The 15,025-nt window shown below is 53.7% G+C and carries 14 protein-coding genes and 4 tRNA genes; 2 read left to right on the top strand and 16 right to left on the bottom strand.

From position 1 onward, the window contains the following. Positions 1 to 8: 8 nt before the first annotated feature. From rimM to ffh, 3 genes are all read right to left on the bottom strand, one after another. Complete coding sequence (gene rimM, locus KGP17_RS04890; RefSeq protein ID WP_021182184.1) at positions 9 to 557, bottom strand: ribosome maturation factor RimM; 549 nt, start codon at positions 555 to 557, stop codon at positions 9 to 11. Positions 558 to 575: 18 nt separating this feature from the next. Further along, on the bottom strand, positions 576 to 824 hold the full coding sequence (rpsP, locus tag KGP17_RS04885; RefSeq protein ID WP_004932501.1) for a 30S ribosomal protein S16: 249 nt from the start codon (positions 822 to 824) through the stop codon (positions 576 to 578). Positions 825 to 1,038: 214 nt separating this feature from the next. Beyond that, positions 1,039 to 2,400, bottom strand: coding sequence for a signal recognition particle protein (gene ffh, locus KGP17_RS04880; protein ID WP_021182183.1), 1,362 nt, complete (start codon positions 2,398 to 2,400; stop codon positions 1,039 to 1,041). Between the two features lie 166 nt (positions 2,401 to 2,566). Here ffh and KGP17_RS04875 point away from each other — a divergent pair, with 166 nt between their 5' ends. Further along, positions 2,567 to 3,361, top strand: a complete 795-nt coding sequence (locus tag KGP17_RS04875; RefSeq protein ID WP_024530732.1) for an inner membrane protein YpjD — start codon at positions 2,567 to 2,569, stop codon at positions 3,359 to 3,361. Positions 3,362 to 3,425: 64 nt separating this feature from the next. Beyond that, a complete protein-coding gene (locus KGP17_RS04870; RefSeq protein ID WP_021808138.1) occupies positions 3,426 to 4,715 on the top strand; it encodes an HlyC/CorC family transporter in 1,290 nt (429 codons plus the stop codon). 253 nt (positions 4,716 to 4,968) lie between these two features. On the opposite strand, the gene luxS is transcribed toward KGP17_RS04870, so the two are convergent. The 13 genes from luxS to pncC form a co-directional block, all read right to left on the bottom strand. Next, positions 4,969 to 5,484, bottom strand: a complete 516-nt coding sequence (luxS, locus tag KGP17_RS04865; protein ID WP_021182180.1) for an S-ribosylhomocysteine lyase — start codon at positions 5,482 to 5,484, stop codon at positions 4,969 to 4,971. A gap of 164 nt (positions 5,485 to 5,648) precedes the next feature. After that, positions 5,649 to 7,211, bottom strand: a complete 1,563-nt coding sequence (gene gshA, locus KGP17_RS04860; protein WP_223498945.1) for a glutamate--cysteine ligase — start codon at positions 7,209 to 7,211, stop codon at positions 5,649 to 5,651. 81 nt (positions 7,212 to 7,292) lie between these two features. Continuing rightward, positions 7,293 to 7,721 carry a YqaA family protein gene (locus KGP17_RS04855; protein ID WP_039996317.1) on the bottom strand — a complete coding sequence of 143 codons (429 nt, stop codon included), beginning with the start codon at positions 7,719 to 7,721 and terminating at the stop codon, positions 7,293 to 7,295. Next, positions 7,718 to 8,284: a fructose-1-phosphate/6-phosphogluconate phosphatase gene (yqaB, locus tag KGP17_RS04850; protein ID WP_223498944.1), complete on the bottom strand. Its 567-nt coding sequence runs from the start codon at positions 8,282 to 8,284 to the stop codon at positions 7,718 to 7,720. Before yqaB ends, KGP17_RS04855 begins: the two co-directional genes overlap by 4 nt. A gap of 315 nt (positions 8,285 to 8,599) precedes the next feature. Beyond that, positions 8,600 to 8,676: transfer RNA gene (locus KGP17_RS04845), tRNA-Arg, on the bottom strand. A gap of 52 nt (positions 8,677 to 8,728) precedes the next feature. Continuing rightward, positions 8,729 to 8,805, bottom strand: a tRNA-Arg gene (locus KGP17_RS04840). Between the two features lie 61 nt (positions 8,806 to 8,866). Next, positions 8,867 to 8,943 (bottom strand) — tRNA-Arg (locus KGP17_RS04835). A gap of 3 nt (positions 8,944 to 8,946) precedes the next feature. Then, positions 8,947 to 9,039, bottom strand: a tRNA-Ser gene (locus KGP17_RS04830). Between the two features lie 331 nt (positions 9,040 to 9,370). Beyond that, entirely contained in the window at positions 9,371 to 9,556 is a 186-nt protein-coding gene (gene csrA, locus KGP17_RS04825) for a carbon storage regulator CsrA (RefSeq protein WP_004091602.1), read from the bottom strand. A 254-nt stretch (positions 9,557 to 9,810) separates the two neighbouring features. Further along, positions 9,811 to 12,438: an alanine--tRNA ligase gene (alaS, locus tag KGP17_RS04820; RefSeq protein ID WP_071682370.1), complete on the bottom strand. Its 2,628-nt coding sequence runs from the start codon at positions 12,436 to 12,438 to the stop codon at positions 9,811 to 9,813. A gap of 131 nt (positions 12,439 to 12,569) precedes the next feature. Then, complete coding sequence (recX, locus tag KGP17_RS04815) at positions 12,570 to 13,103, bottom strand: recombination regulator RecX (protein WP_024485176.1); 534 nt, start codon at positions 13,101 to 13,103, stop codon at positions 12,570 to 12,572. Positions 13,104 to 13,161: 58 nt separating this feature from the next. After that, positions 13,162 to 14,226: a recombinase RecA gene (gene recA / locus KGP17_RS04810; RefSeq protein WP_024485175.1), complete on the bottom strand. Its 1,065-nt coding sequence runs from the start codon at positions 14,224 to 14,226 to the stop codon at positions 13,162 to 13,164. Between the two features lie 112 nt (positions 14,227 to 14,338). Continuing rightward, positions 14,339 to 14,827, bottom strand: a complete 489-nt coding sequence (pncC, locus tag KGP17_RS04805) for a nicotinamide-nucleotide amidase (protein WP_059199884.1) — start codon at positions 14,825 to 14,827, stop codon at positions 14,339 to 14,341. Positions 14,828 to 15,025 lie beyond the last annotated feature (198 nt).

The following is a 15,025-nucleotide window of genomic DNA, read 5'->3' as shown; positions in this document are numbered from 1 at the left end:
TCCGGAGGTCAAAAACCAGGATCCCACTCAGCCTCGATAATCTTGGCGGCGAGATCGACTTTCTTGATAACCTGCCCATGAAGAAACGGGACCAACCGCTCCTTCATACCGAATGCATCTTTCAGGTTTGCCCGCACGACCATAACGTCGTTAGAACCGGTTTCCATCATATCGATGACTTTACCCAGTTCGTATCCGGAAGTGGTGACTACCTGGCAGCCCATAAGGTCTTTCCAGTAGTAATCATCGCCTTCCAACGGAGGCAACTGCTCGGAATCTACGACAATTTCGCAATTGGTCAGTAAATTCGCGGCATCCCGATCGTCAATGCCTTTGACCTTGATGATCAGATCCTGACTGTGGCGTTTCCAGTCTTCCAACTCGACAAACTGCCACTGACCAGAGCGCTGGATTAACCAGGGCTGATAGTCAAATATGCTTTCGGCGTTCTCGGTGGATGAAAACACTCTGAGCCAACCACGGATGCCGTAAGTAGACCCCATCTTACCGAGTACAATCGGCTGCTTAGGTGCTACCGGTTTGAGTTGCTTGCTCATTGCCACCACCGCGACAGATTAAGCTGCTTTCTTAGCGTCTTTGATCAGCGCGTGAACGCGATCAGAAACGGTAGCACCCAGACCAACCCAGTGCTCAATGCGATCCAGGTCCAGACGCAGTGCTTCAGCCTGACCAGATGCGATTGGGTTGAAGAAACCTACACGCTCGATGAAACGACCATCACGAGCATTGCGGCTGTCGGTCACTACTACTTGATAGAACGGACGCTTTTTAGCGCCGCCACGTGCCAAACGAATTGTTACCATAACATCCTCTTTAGTTAATAAAACAGCCGGGCCCCATTGAGGGACGGGGCCCGGTTGCAATATAAAAAGCCCGAAAATTTTACTCATTTTGGCGCAAAAAGCAATCTAAAGCGTAGATTGCCGGTAATTCGTTTTTGCACCATCACGCTCTCGGACAGGTTTTACCGTGATCGGTAAATCGGCAAACCCGCCACAGCCTTGCTGCGGCGTGGTTTTAACGGCCTGGGAAGCCCGGCGGCATCATACCTTTCATGCCACGCATCATCTTCGCCATTCCGCCTTTTTTCATCTTTTTCATCATGCGCTGCATATCGTCGAATTGTTTTAACAACCGATTAACATCCTGCACCTGCATGCCGGAGCCCATCGCAATACGACGTTTGCGTGACCCCTTGATAATTTCCGGCTTGGCACGCTCTTTCAGCGTCATTGAGTTAATGATCGCCTCCATGCGTACCAGCACTTTGTCATCCATCTGCGATTTAACGTTGTCTGGCAGTTGGCCAGCGCCCGGCAGTTTGCTCAGCATGCTGGCCATACCGCCCATATTACGCATCTGCTTAAGCTGGTCGAGGAAGTCGGTCAGATCGAAACCGTCGCCCTTCTTCAGCTTGCTAGCCAGTTTTTCCGCCTGTGCTCGGTCAACCTTGCTTTCGATATCTTCGATCAACGACAGCACGTCGCCCATGCCGAGAATACGTGAGGCCACGCGATCCGGATGGAATGGCTCCAGCGCGTCGGTTTTCTCGCCCACGCCGAGGAATTTGATCGGCTTGCCGGTAATGTGGCGAATAGACAACGCCGCACCGCCGCGCGCATCACCATCGACCTTGGTCAGCACTACGCCGGTCAACGGCAGCGCTTCGTTAAAGGCCTTGGCGGTGTTGGCCGCATCCTGGCCGGTCATGGCATCGACTACAAACAGGGTTTCCACCGGCTTGATCGCCGCATGTACCTGTTTGATTTCGTCCATCATCGCTTCATCTACGTGCAAGCGGCCCGCGGTATCGACGATGAGTACGTCGTAGAACTTCAGCTTGGCCTGTTGCAGCGCACGGTTAACGATGTCGATCGGTTTTTCTTTAACGTCAGACGGGAAGAAGTCGATGCCGACGCCTTCCGCCAGGGTTTCCAACTGCCGGATCGCCGCAGGGCGATACACGTCGGCAGAAACCACCAAGACTTTTTTCTTCTGCTTTTCTTTGAGGAATTTGCCGAGCTTGGCCACGCTGGTGGTTTTACCCGCACCTTGCAGGCCGGCCATCAGCACCACCGCCGGTGGCTGCGCCGCCAGGTTCAGCTCGGTGTTCACTTCGCCCATCGCGGCAATCAGCTCGCTCTTGACGATTTTGACGAATTCCTGGCCCGGCGTCAGGCTTTTGTTAACTTCATGCCCAACCGCGCTCTCTTTTACACGGTTGATGAAGTCACGCACGACCGGCAGCGCAACGTCCGCTTCCAGCAATGCCATACGCACTTCACGCAGGGTTTCTTTAATGTTCTCTTCGGTCAGCCGCCCGCGGCCGCTGATATTGCGCAGGGTGCGCGACAATCGATCGGTTAAATTTTCAAACATCGTCTCATGCTCAACGTAAGAGTCAGGCCGCAGTGGCGACACAATTGCGGCGATTATAACACGTTGCTACAACGATCTCTGCCTCAGCGTTGGAGATTGGTTGGAGTAGGGGCCGCTCAACGTTATACTGGCATTCCAATTAACCATGCCGATGCTAAATAACGCTATGCCAGTATTCTCTCTTGTGGCTTTGATGGCCTACCTGCTCAGCCTTGGACTGATCATTCCCAGTTTGTTGCGGAAGAATAGCGCATACCGTCGGCTGGCGCTGGTCTCGGCCGTAGTGGCGCTGGTTTGCCATGCCATTGCCCTCCAGCAGCGCATTTTTGACGTCAGCGCCGGGCAAAATCTCAGCCTGCTAAACATCGGTTCCATCGTTGGCCTGATTATCTGTTCGGTGATGACCTACGTCGCCTCCCGCGATCGCGGCTGGTTCCTGCTGCCGATCGTCTACAGCTTTGCCATGATCAACCTGGCGTTTGCCAGCTTTCTGCCTGGGGAGTTTATCACCCATCTGGAAGCCAGCCCGGAGCTGATGGTGCATATCGGCCTGGCGCTGTTCTCCTACTCCACCCTGATTATCGCCACGCTGTACGCCCTGCAACTCGCCTGGCTTGATTACCTGCTGAAACATAAAAAACTCAGTTTCAGTGCCGATATGCCGCCGCTGATGAGTATTGAGCGTAAGATGTTTCATATCACCCAAATCGGTGTGGTGCTGCTGACGCTGACGCTGTGTACCGGCCTACTGTATATGGACAACCTGTTTAGCAAAGAGAACGTGCACAAGGCCGTGCTGTCCATCATGGCGTGGTTTGTTTATATCGTGCTGCTGTGGGGCCATTATCACGAGGGCTGGCGTGGCCGCCGCGTGGTCTGGTTCAGCTTTGCCGGCTCTTTTCTGCTTACCATGGCCTACTTCGGGAGCCGCCTGCTCCAGGAACTGATGATGGTGCGCTAAGTCTGGCCTGGCGCTCCATCGCCCTGCTGAGGCACTCTTCTCCCCCAACATAAGGAATACCGCGTTGGAGCACGTTTCGACAGAGACCCTCATTTTCATTTTGGTGATTATGGTCGTGGTCTCCGCTTATTTTTCAGCATCCGAAACCGGCATGATGACGCTCAACCGCTATCGTCTGCGCCACCTGTCTAAGCAAGGCAACCGTGCCGCACGCCGGGTAGAGAAGCTGCTGCAAAAGCCTGACCGCCTGATTGGCCTGGTGCTGATTGGCAACAACCTGGTCAATATCCTGGCCTCTGCGCTGGGAACCATTGTCGGGATGCGCCTGTATGGCGATATTGGCGTGGCAATCGCCACCGGGGTGCTGACCTTTGTCGTACTGTTGTTCGCCGAAGTGTTACCCAAAACCTTTGCCGCTCTCTATCCTGAACGAATTGCCTTCCCTAGCAGCTTCCTGCTGGCCCCGCTGCAAAAAGTCATGCTCCCACTGGTATGGCTGCTCAATGGCATTACCACCCTGGTGCTGCGGATTTTCGGCATCCGCACCAACGTACGTATCAGCGGCGCATTGAGTAAAGAGGAGTTACGCACCATTGTGAACGAGTCCCAGTCGAAGATTTCGCGCCGTAATCAGGACATGCTGATTTCTGTGCTGGATCTGGAGAAGGTGACGGTGGAAGACATCATGGTGCCGCGCAATGAGATCGTCGGGATTGATATCAACGACGACTGGAAGTCGATCATGCGCCAGCTGACACACTCTCCACACGGCCGCATCGTGTTGTATCGGGATTCATTGGACGACTCCATAAGCATGCTGCGCGTACGCGAAGCCTACCGGCTGATGACCGAGAAAAAAGAGTTCAACAAAGAGAACCTGCTACGGGCAGCCGATGAGATCTACTACGTGCCAGAGGGCACACCACTCAATGTGCAACTGGTGAAATTCCAGCGCAACAAAGAGAAGGTCGGCATCGTGGTCGATGAGTATGGTGATATCCAGGGGCTGGTGACGGTTGAGGATATTCTCGAAGAAATCGTCGGCGACTTCACCACCTCAATGTCACCTACGCTGGCGGAGGAAGTGAATCCACAGAGCGATGGCTCGGTATTGATCGACGGCAGTGCCAACGTGCGTGAGCTGAACAAGGCCTTCAACTGGACGCTGCCAGCCACCGAGGCCAGAACCATCAACGGCATGCTGCTTGAAGAGCTGGAGGAGATCCCCAGCATCGGGACCAGGCTGCGTATCAGCCACTATGATATCGATATCCTCGACGTGCAGGATAATATGATCAAGCAGGTGCGCGTCACACCGATTAAATCCTTACAGGCCAGCGTACAGAACCACTAGTCCCCTCACCCTAACCCTCTCCCACAGGGAGAGGGAACCGATCGAGTTAGGCTGAAAGTAGGGTGATTCTCCATAAGCACCGAAGGTTGAAGGGGCGAGCGGTTAGGTTGAAAGAGTTGTGATTGTTCATGAACACCGGCTGACTGACCTTACTCATCCTGGTTAAAGAGACGTTGCTTGATCACCTCTTTACTTCCAAAAGAGCAGGGACTATCAGCTCCCTCTCCCTGTGGGAGAGGGTTGGGGTGAGGGCCTAGATGTGCAGCTCTTGCAGCTTATCTTTCGGCAGCGCCAGCTCTTCGTTATGGTTCACTACCACACCGTGCTCAAGAATATGCTTGGCAATTTCCTGCGCCTCTTCCAGCGAGTGCATATGGTAGGTACCGCATTGGAACTCATTGAGTTCAGGGATCTTGCGCTGGTCAGTCACCTTCAGCACATCGGCCATAGCGGCTTGCCAGGCATCGGCCACGCGCTGCTCTTCCGGTACGCCAATCAAGCTCATATAAAAGCCGGTACGGCAGCCCATTGGTGAGATATCGATGATCTCCACGCCGTTACCGTTCAGATGGTCGCGCATGAAGCCAGCGAACAGATGTTCCAAGGTATGGATCCCTCGCTCTGGCATCACTTCCAGATTCGGGCGACAGAAGCGCAGATCGAATACGGTGATGGTATCTCCATGAGGAGTTTGCATGGTTTTAGCAACGCGGACAGCCGGAGCCGCCATGCGAGTATGATCTACGGTAAAGCTATCCAGCAGTGGCATGTCATCACCTCTTGGTAAAATGAATTTATTTCGAAACTTTTTTCGTACCGATGAAACCTTTTACAACCCTGCGGGTCTTAATCTATGAAAGACGCGCATTTGTTATCATCATCACTGTTTTCAGAGATGTGTATTTGGCCACAGTGATGTGGCCTTTTTCTTTTTCAGCCCCCGCCGTTTTCCTTCAGGAACTGTTCAAAGCTTAGCGTATCACTGGCTTCTATGTCGCGCTGGCGCTGCCATGAGGCTTGCTGCTCCTGAGCGAGTTGCTCTTCGGTCAGCAGCTCCAACGGTTCCTCTATCAGCATTTTGCGATATTTTTCCGCCAGTTCCAGGCCAACGTTACCGGTGCCCTGCGCTTTCATTTTCTTGAGGATACGGGCCGAGAAGGTCAGCTCCGGATCGTCAAACGCCGCCACCAGTTGTTCACACACCTGCTGATATTGCCGATCGCCCGCTTCGCTATCCAACACCTCAGCCACGCGCTTCAGATCGTCAAACAGCGCCTTACCAACCTTATCCAACGGTTCACGGGTATCGTTACAGCCGATGCCAATGGTCTGGCCTGGCTTACGCCCTTCCAGGATCACCCGGTTCCAGTTTTTACGCGTGCACAGCAACTCATCGCTGCTCATTTCTGGCGCATCCGCCAATACGCACCACACCAGGAACAGATCCAGGAAACGCGCCTGCACCGCATCCACACCGATTGGCGAGAATGGGTTGATGTCCAGCGAGCGCACCTCGATATATTCGATACCGCCGCGTAACAGCGCATCTGACGGTGTCTCACCGCTGTGGGTGACACGTTTTGGTCGGATCGGGGCATAGAGTTCGTTTTCGATCTGCAACACGTTGCTGTTCAGTTGCAGATAGCGATCGCCCTCTTTCACTCCCAGCTTGGCATAGTCTTCTGAAGGCGTCGCAATAGCGCGTTTCAGACCTTGCACATAGGTTTGCAGATCGTTAAAGGTAATGCCCAGATTGCTCTGCGACTTATTGGTATAGCCCAGATCGCTCAGGCGCAGCGAGGTGGCATAAGGCAAATAGCACATGCCCCGTTCATTGCGCTCAAACGGCAAATCGGTTTCCCGGCCTTTGAGGAACGAGGAACAGATGGCGGGCGATGCCCCGAACAGATACGGGATCACCCAACCAAAGCGATAGTAGTTGCGGATCAGGCGGAAATATCCCGCAGAGATCTGCTCTTTACCACTCTCTTCATCCTCAACACCGGCCCACGCCTGCCAAAACTGCAGCGGCAGGGAGAAGTTGTAGTGCACACCGGAAATGGTTTGCATCAACGCGCCGTAGCGGTTCTTCAACCCTTCCCGGTACAGCGTTTTCATCCGGCCAACGTTGGAGGTGCCAAACTGCGCCAGCTCGATATCCTGCTCGGCGTTGATAAAGCACGGCATGCTCAGCGGCCACATGCGCTCATCACCCAGATTGCGCGCCACGTGACGATGGATATCGCGCAGGAACGTCAGCAAGTGATCGAGATCATCATCAACCGGTGTAATAAATTCTAACAGCGCCTCGGCAAAGTCCGTAGTGATCCAATGGTGCGTTAATGCCGCCCCCAGTTGTTCTGGATGACCCGTGCTGGCAAGCGTGCCATCCGCGGTTACCCGCAGTGTTTCACGCTCAATACCGCGCCGGATCCCTTTTAATGCATGAGGGTGGGCTTCCAACCAAGAAAGCGCCTGTGATACGTCCGGGATCAAATTGACCTCCCGCTTCTAAAAACGATAGCTGTAAGCATACTGAATCCGCTCCCTAGAGAATATTGAGTTATATTCACTTGGTTAATGCCACCAGGCGATACCCTGCAGCGTGATCATCGTCAAGATGATGTAACGCAACGCTTTTCCGATACACAGAAACAGCGTGACAAAGCCCCATGGCATGCGCAGCCAGCCTGCCAACACGCACAATAAATCGCCCACAACCGGCACCCAACTGAGCAACAGCGCAGCCGGGCCAAAGCGTTGTAACCAACCAAGAGCCGTTTCCAGCCCGCGTTGTGGTTTCAACGCCGGTAACAGGCGCCCGATAATGACGTTGGTCAACCCACCCAGGGTATTTCCCAACGTTGCAGCCAGCACCAGTAAACCTGGTGAAGCGCTGCTGTTGGTCAACAACGCAACCAACACGATCTCTGAATTGCCAGGCAACAGCGTCGCACTAAGGAAGCTGCTGCCAAACAGCGACATGACCGCCAGCGTACTACTCACAACGTGCGAACGTCCACCACGGCCATATTGGCGCTTCTGGCGGCCTGAATGCCGAAATCGGCATCCTCAAACACCACGCAGTGCTCCGGAGGAACGCCGATCAACTCCGCACAGCGCAGGAAAGTATCCGGTTCCGGCTTGTGGCGTTGAACATCATCAGCCCCGACGATGGCATCAAAGCAGTCGAACAGCCCTAAATGACGCAGCAACATCTCCGCCATCCGGTGCTCACTGCCAGTCCCTACCGCCATGGGACGACGGCCATGATAAGACTTCACCACCTCAATCAGCGGTAACGGACGCACCGTGTCTAATAGCATGCTTTCTACCGCGCGGGTTTTCTCGGCGGCCAGTTGATGAGGATCGAGATCGGCCTGATGTACGGCAATCACCGCCTGAGCAATACGCCAGGTAGGTGAGCCGTTCAGCCCTGTCATGGCGGCCGCATCAAACTTCATTCCGTAACGTGCCAACACCTCGTGCCATGCCTTGAGGTGCGTTGGCTCGGTGTCCAGAATGGTACCGTCCATGTCGAAGATCAGACCCTGATAGCGATCGTACATCGTGACTCCATGACCATTGAGCAAAGAAAGCTACTTTAGCGTAAAGCCGAAAGGTTGTCGCTGCCAGAGCATGACGGAAAATGCGGTGTAGATAAGAGGTTGCGTAAGACAGAAAACAGAAGGTGGGAACTTAGAAATGAAAAGTAAAAAACCCGCCGAAGCGGGTTTCTCTAAGAAGATGGTGCATCCAGGAGGATTATTCAGCGCAAGCGCTTCACCCGTTGGGCCGTTGCAGTGCAACGTTATCCTCCCTAGTGCTACCTTCCATATTGTATCTATCTACGAGTTAGCGTTCGCGATAGGTACATTATAATATGGTGCATCCAGGAGGATTCGAACCTCCGACCGCTCGGTTCGTAGCCGAGTACTCTATCCAGCTGAGCTATGGATGCAATCTAATTTTTTTAGCGAATATGTTTCGTTCCGTGAAACGTCACTGAAGAATGGTGCATCCAGGAGGATTCGAACCTCCGACCGCTCGGTTCGTAGCCGAGTACTCTATCCAGCTGAGCTATGGATGCACAGGAATTCTTTTTTGATACCGTATGGTATGTCGTTACTACCCCACCATACTGCAAAATATGGTGCATCCAGGAGGATTCGAACCTCCGACCGCTCGGTTCGTAGCCGAGTACTCTATCCAGCTGAGCTATGGATGCAAATGGCGGTGAGGCGGGGATTCGAACCCCGGATGCAGCTTTTGACCGCATACTCCCTTAGCAGGGGAGCGCCTTCAGCCTCTCGGCCACCTCACCAGTACGCTTCTTGCGAATCGTGCCTAACTTACTTTAGAGAAGCTCATCGGCACTGCGTGGCGCACATATTACTTTCGTGGGTTTATAAGTCAAACAATTTTTCCCAACTCTCGCGCGTTTGCACAAATCACAGGCAACATGAGTGATTTCGCGGCAAAAAGAGTGCTTTATCAACAAGAAAATGCCGTGCTACCGCGGATAGGTGTTTGATCGCAGGAGAAAGTTATTGGCAAAAAATGGGGGGAGATAACAGTTAGTGTGAAAAGAAGGGGGAAAGCGGGTCAAGAAAAGCAAGAAGCGTCTCGTTGTAGAACGAGACGCTACTTAGAAATCAGTAAGTCGTCTGTTGAGACTTCTCGGCCTGGATGCGCTGGTAGATTTCTTCGCGGTGAACAGACACCTCTTTGGGGGCATTCACACCAATACGAACTTGGTTGCCTTTAACCCCTAGCACTGTGACCGTAACCTCATCGCCAATCATGAGGGTTTCACCAACTCGACGAGTCAGAATTAACATTCTTTGCTCCTTGAAAGATTAAAAGAGTCGGGTCTCTCAGTTTCCCCGCCATTATCCATTATATGCAGTGAAAACGTAAGTCAAGAACCCACAATAAATGTAAGCAGACTTGGTGTCACTCCAGATTAAGAATAAGTTTAGCCGACCTGGAAAACTTTGTTCCCGCAATTGTCACTACATTGTGTTAGCACAGTCTAAAAACGCCATAAGCCACAGTGGCTTACGGCGTCAGTAACGCGCCTATTTATTTATATTCACAGTTTCGCGGCCACCCAGGCCTCTACGCTGTTTAATGCCGCAGGCAAGGCGTTGGCATCACTGCCCCCAGCCATTGCCATATCAGGGCGTCCACCGCCCTTGCCGCCAACCTGCTGTGCGATGTTGCCGATCAGCTCGCCGGCCTTAACCCGGTCGGTCAGATCTTTGGTAACCCCCGCAATCAGGCTGACTTTGCCTTCTTCCACCGTGGCCAACACGATGATCGCAGAACCCAGCTGATTTTTAAGATCGTCAACCATGGTACGCATGATCTTCGGCTCAACGTTATCCAGCTGGCTGACCAGCAGCTTCACACCATTGACCAGCTTGGCTTGACTCGACAGCGAAGCACTTTCCTGCGCAGCTTGCTGATCTTTCAGCTGTTGCAGCTCTTTTTCCAGCGCACGAGTGCGATCGAGCACCGCACGCACTTTATCACTCAGGTTATTGCTGTCCCCCTTCACCAGGTGAGCAACATCCTGTAACAAGTCACTCTGTTGATGCAAGGTCGCTATCGCCCCTTCACCCGTCACAGCTTCAATACGACGGATACCAGCTGCGGTACCAGACTCACTCTGGATGCGGAACAGGCCGATGTCACCGGTGCGGTTGGCATGCGTACCGCCACACAGTTCGGTAGAGAAATCGCCCATCGTCAGCACACGCACGTGGTCATCGTACTTCTCGCCAAACAGTGCCATCGCGCCCTTCTCTTTGGCATCATCCAGCGCCATCACTTCGGTCTGCACCGACAGGTTACGACGGATCTGCTGGTTAACCAAATCTTCTACCGCGCGGATTTGTTCTGGCTTCATCGCTTCGGAGTGCGAGAAGTCAAAACGCAGGTACTTGTCGTTAACTAACGAGCCTTTTTGCGCGACGTGCTCACCCAGGATCTGGCGCAATGCCGCATGCAACAGGTGAGTGGCGGAGTGGTTCAGGCGGATACGGTTACGGCGTTCGCTGTCGATCACCGCATCAACGCGGTCATTCAGCTTCAGCGAGCCGCTAGCCAACTTGCCCAGGTGACCGATAGCCTGGCCATATTTCTGCGCATCGCTCACCACGAACTCGATGCCGGCCGCTTTAAGCACGCCTTTATCGCCGACCTGGCCACCCGATTCGCCATAGAATGGCGTTTCGTCCAGCACCACAACGGCCTCTTCACCCGCATGGATCTCATCCACCGGCTGACCATCACGGAACAAAGCGGTCACTTTCGCCTGTTGCTCTTCGCGATCGTAACCATTGAACTGGCTTGCGCCGTCAACACGGATCAGGCTGTTGTAGTCCGCGCCAAAACCGCTGGACTCACGCGCACGGCGGCGTTGAGCCTCCATGGCCTGCTCAAAACCTTGTTCATCAACCTTAAGACCACGCTCACGGCAGACGTCGGCGGTCAGATCCACCGGGAAACCGTAGGTATCATACAAACGGAATGCCGTTTCGCCATCCAGGGTATCGCCCTGCAGCTTGGCCAGTTCGTCATCCAGCAGCGCCAAACCGCGCTCCAGCGTACGGGCAAACTGTTCTTCTTCTGATTTCAGTACCTGCTCAACCTGTGCCTGCTGACGCTTCAGTTCGTCGGCAGCCGGGCCCATCACTTCGATCAACGGAGCAACCAGCTTGTAGAAGAAGGTATCCTTCGCACCCAACATATTGCCATGACGGATCGCGCGGCGAATGATACGGCGCAGCACGTAGCCACGGTTTTCATTCGACGGGATCACGCCATCGGCGATCAGGAAGGCACAAGAACGGATATGGTCCGCAATCACGCGCAACGACTTGTTACCCATATCGGTTGCGCCGGTCAGTTTGGCGACGGCGGCAATCAGGGTGGTGAACAGATCGATTTCGTAGTTGGAATTGACATGTTGCAGCACCGCAGCGATACGCTCGAGGCCCATGCCGGTATCCACCGAAGGCTTCGGCAGCGGCAGCATGGTGCCATCCGACTGACGGTTGAACTGCATAAACACGATGTTCCAGATCTCGATATAGCGATCGCCATCTTCTTCCGGGCTACCCGGAGGACCACCCCAGATATGGTCGCCGTGATCGAAGAAGATCTCGGTGCACGGACCGCATGGGCCGGTGTCGCCCATCTGCCAGAAGTTATCGGAAGCAAAGGCCGCGCCTTTGTTATCGCCGATGCGGATGATGCGTTCCGCAGGCACGCCAATCTGCTTCTGCCAGATGTCGAAGGCTTCGTCATCGGTCTCATAGACAGTGACCCACAGCTTTTCTTTCGGCAGGTTGAACCAGTTTTCACCGGTCAGTAGTTCCCACGCGTAGCTGATGGCATCGTGCTTGAAATAGTCACCGAAGCTGAAGTTGCCTAACATTTCAAAGAAAGTATGGTGACGGGCGGTATAGCCGACGTTTTCCAGATCGTTGTGCTTGCCACCGGCACGCACGCAACGCTGTGAAGTGGTGGCACGCGAGTAGGCGCGCTTGTCCAGCCCCAGGAAAACGTCTTTAAATTGGTTCATGCCGGCATTGGTAAACAGCAATGTCGGATCATTGTTAGGTACCAGGGAGCTGCTTGCTACAACCTGGTGGCCTTTACTATGAAAGAAATCGAGAAACGCTTGACGGATCTCAGCGGTGCTCTTGCTCATAATTTTCCCGGAAAGACTAGAATAACGATGCGTGAACGAGGCTCGACATCCTGACGATATCCTCTGGTTCACGAACTAAATGTGGGGATAAGATAAATTTTCTTCGGGGGGAAGTAAAACGCCGTGTGCATTCATTGCGCAAAATCACGATAAATCGACTGAATTTCCTCCTGGAAGAAGCCGCGATAGAGCAGATAGCGCAACACCTTGGCTTTCTCTTTCCATTCTACCGGTAACGGATCGCCAAATTTGCGCAGCGCGATCTCCCTGGCTTGCTCACACCAGTCGATTTCGCATTCCGCCAGGGCGTCCTGCACTATTTCTTTATCTACGCCCTTTTGCATCAGTTCTGAGCGAATGCGTTGCGCGCCATATCCCTTGCGGCTGCGGCTGGCAATAAAGCTATTGGCGAAACGCCGATCGTCCAGCCAGTTATGCTGGTAGCAATAGCTAATCACCTGTTCAATGATTGCAGGATCGACGGGTTCTTCGGGGGGTTCTGTAGGGGATTTGCTACCGAATCTGGCGTTAGCCATAAATGGCGGCGCCGCAAGTTTGCGGCGCAGTTCGGCTTCACTATGATCGCGTTGGGACAATAGCCGCATCGCACGGCTAATCAACGTATTTTGCTGATTACCAGCAGATTGGGAACCTACATCATTCATATCTGCAAGCCTTGGTGATCGGTATACGCCCTAAGGGGCGTATACCCACCGGCAAAGATTAAAACTCTTCGCTGGTTTCTGCTTCGTTGTCATCGGCCTTCTCGGCACTGGCAGCAGCCGCTTCACCATTGCTATGCAGCAACAGGTCGCGCAGTTTTTTATCCAGTTCCGCAGCAATGGCCGGGTTTTCTTTCAGGAAGTTACAGGCATTGGACTTACCCTGACCGATCTTCTCACCGTTGTAGCTGTACCAGGCACCGGCCTTCTCGATCATCTTGTGTTTCACGCCCAGATCGACCAGTTCGCCACGGCTGTTGATCCCTTCACCATACAGGATCTGGAACTCTGCCTGTTTGAACGGTGCAGCGATTTTGTTCTTCACCACTTTTACGCGGGTTTCGCTGCCGATCACTTCATCACCTTCTTTGATCGCACCGATACGGCGGATATCCAGACGGACAGAAGCGTAGAACTTCAGGGCGTTACCCCCGGTGGTGGTTTCCGGGTTACCGAACATCACGCCAATTTTCATACGGATCTGGTTGATGAAGATCAGCAAGGTGTTGGCGTTCTTCAGGTTACCGGCCAACTTACGCATGGCCTGGCTCATCATACGTGCCGCCAGCCCCATATGGGAGTCACCGATTTCGCCTTCGATTTCCGCTTTCGGCGTCAATGCCGCTACGGAGTCAACGATGATGACGTCAACCGCACCAGAGCGGGTCAACGCATCACAGATTTCCAGCGCCTGCTCACCGGTATCCGGCTGAGAACACAGCAGGTTGTCGATATCCACGCCCAGTTTCTTGGCGTAGATAGGATCCAGCGCATGCTCGGCATCGATAAACGCACAGGTTTTACCTTCGCGCTGTGCAGCGGCAATAACTTGCAGAGTCAGGGTGGTTTTACCGGAGGATTCCGGGCCATAAATCTCGACGATACGGCCCATTGGCAAGCCGCCTGCGCCCAGTGCGATATCGAGTGACAGCGAGCCGGTGGAGATCGTTTCTACGTCCATGGAGCGGTCTTCACCCAGACGCATGATGGAGCCTTTGCCGAACTGTTTCTCAATCTGGCCCAGTGCTGCAGCTAACGCCTTTTGCTTGTTCTCATCAATAGCCATTTTTGCTCCTTCGTTGCGCAATGTCAGTGTGACTCACATTGCCGCTGAATGTATGTTGTGCAGGAAATTGCTGCTAATTATACTGTATGGTCATACAGTATCAAGCCTAATTTTACAAAAATTCATCAAGCGCCGTTTGCAGCGCAAAAAGGGTTGCCTGCAGGCGCACCGCATCGCGATCGCCGGTAAATTGCATTTTGCGCGCCAGCACCCGGCCGGAACGTTCGGCAAAACCAAACCAGACGGTACCCACCGGTTTTTCCACACTGCCACCGTCTGGGCCGGCAATGCCGCTGACCGAGAGCGCAAGATCGGCTTTGGCCGCGTGCATCGCGCCCTGCGCCATCTCGCGCACCACTTCCTCACTGACCGCGCCATGAGCCTGCAAGGTCGCTTCCGCCACCCCTAGCAGTTCGTGCTTTGCCGCGTTGCTATAAGTGACAAAGCCGCGATCGAAATAGGCCGAGCTGCCGGCGATATCGGTAATTGCCTTGGCAATACCGCCGCCCGTACAGGACTCTGCACAGCTGATCCAACGCCCATTGGCCTTTAGCCTTTGTCCGACGGCAATACTGAGCTCACGCAACCGCTTCTCACTCATGGACTCTCCTTTGAATCAATCAAGGTATATGCGCCTGATGGTAGCATTTATCAAGCCTCTACGGCATTTTACCGGCCGAAATGCCATGCGCTTCGCAGTGCTGCGGTTTTAAGCTGTTGTACTAACTGCTAGTATCGGGGATACGTCCAGCTTGTTGCGGCAAACCCGTTTGCCTCAATCTTCGACTAAAACAGGAAG

It is taken from the genome of Serratia sp. JSRIV001, from assembly GCF_019968745.1.
In the GTDB taxonomy this organism is placed as follows: domain Bacteria; phylum Pseudomonadota; class Gammaproteobacteria; order Enterobacterales; family Enterobacteriaceae; genus Chania; species Chania fonticola_B.
This window is presented reverse-complemented; position numbering and strand designations above follow the sequence as displayed.

What these genes read in the sequence shown, in the direction of transcription:
- alaS (WP_071682370.1), bottom strand. Translation starts at nt 12,438, where the DNA reads ATGAGCAAGAGCACCGCTGAGATCCGTCAAGCGTTTCTCGATTTCTTT.
- luxS (WP_021182180.1), bottom strand. Translation starts at nt 5,484, where the DNA reads ATGCCACTGCTGGATAGCTTTACCGTAGATCATACTCGCATGGCGGCT.
- pncC (WP_059199884.1), bottom strand. Translation starts at nt 14,827, where the DNA reads ATGAGTGAGAAGCGGTTGCGTGAGCTCAGTATTGCCGTCGGACAAAGG.
- csrA (WP_004091602.1), bottom strand. Translation starts at nt 9,556, where the DNA reads ATGTTAATTCTGACTCGTCGAGTTGGTGAAACCCTCATGATTGGCGAT.
- rpsP (WP_004932501.1), bottom strand. Translation starts at nt 824, where the DNA reads ATGGTAACAATTCGTTTGGCACGTGGCGGCGCTAAAAAGCGTCCGTTC.
- KGP17_RS04875 (WP_024530732.1), top strand. Translation starts at nt 2,567, where the DNA reads ATGCCAGTATTCTCTCTTGTGGCTTTGATGGCCTACCTGCTCAGCCTT.
- ffh (WP_021182183.1), bottom strand. Translation starts at nt 2,400, where the DNA reads ATGTTTGAAAATTTAACCGATCGATTGTCGCGCACCCTGCGCAATATC.
- recA (WP_024485175.1), bottom strand. Translation starts at nt 14,226, where the DNA reads ATGGCTATTGATGAGAACAAGCAAAAGGCGTTAGCTGCAGCACTGGGC.
- yqaB (WP_223498944.1), bottom strand. Translation starts at nt 8,284, where the DNA reads ATGTACGATCGCTATCAGGGTCTGATCTTCGACATGGACGGTACCATT.
- rimM (WP_021182184.1), bottom strand. Translation starts at nt 557, where the DNA reads ATGAGCAAGCAACTCAAACCGGTAGCACCTAAGCAGCCGATTGTACTC.
- recX (WP_024485176.1), bottom strand. Translation starts at nt 13,103, where the DNA reads ATGAATGATGTAGGTTCCCAATCTGCTGGTAATCAGCAAAATACGTTG.